This window comes from Streptococcus sp. UMB1203 (assembly GCF_030217725.1).
In the GTDB taxonomy this organism is placed as follows: Bacteria; Bacillota; Bacilli; order Lactobacillales; family Streptococcaceae; genus Streptococcus.
On sequence record NZ_JASOOK010000087.1, the window covers coordinates 1 to 237 of the forward strand.

A 237-nucleotide genomic window follows, 5' to 3' on the forward strand; every position below is an offset into this window, starting at 1 on the left:
GTAGGCGACCTTTTTCAGCTTGGCTGCGGTCAAATTTCACATCACCGTCCATTTTATCTCGCAGCACTTGCAGATATTCCCGCGAGCCTTCTGGTAATTGATAGCCGTTAATCGCTGGCAGCAATAAATCCAAAGTATTTGCAATATCTCCGATCAGCTCCCGCTCCGGTTGGAAGTAAGTATCAATCTCTGCTGGCTCTACGTCAATCACAATGACGCGGGCAGAAATTTCAGCAT

General features: G+C 47.3%; 1 pseudogene. It reads right to left on the reverse strand.

Going from position 1 to position 237, the window contains the following annotated elements:
• Positions 1-237 (reverse strand): annotated as a pseudogene (locus QP439_RS09070) (acetolactate synthase AlsS); the annotation flags it as partial.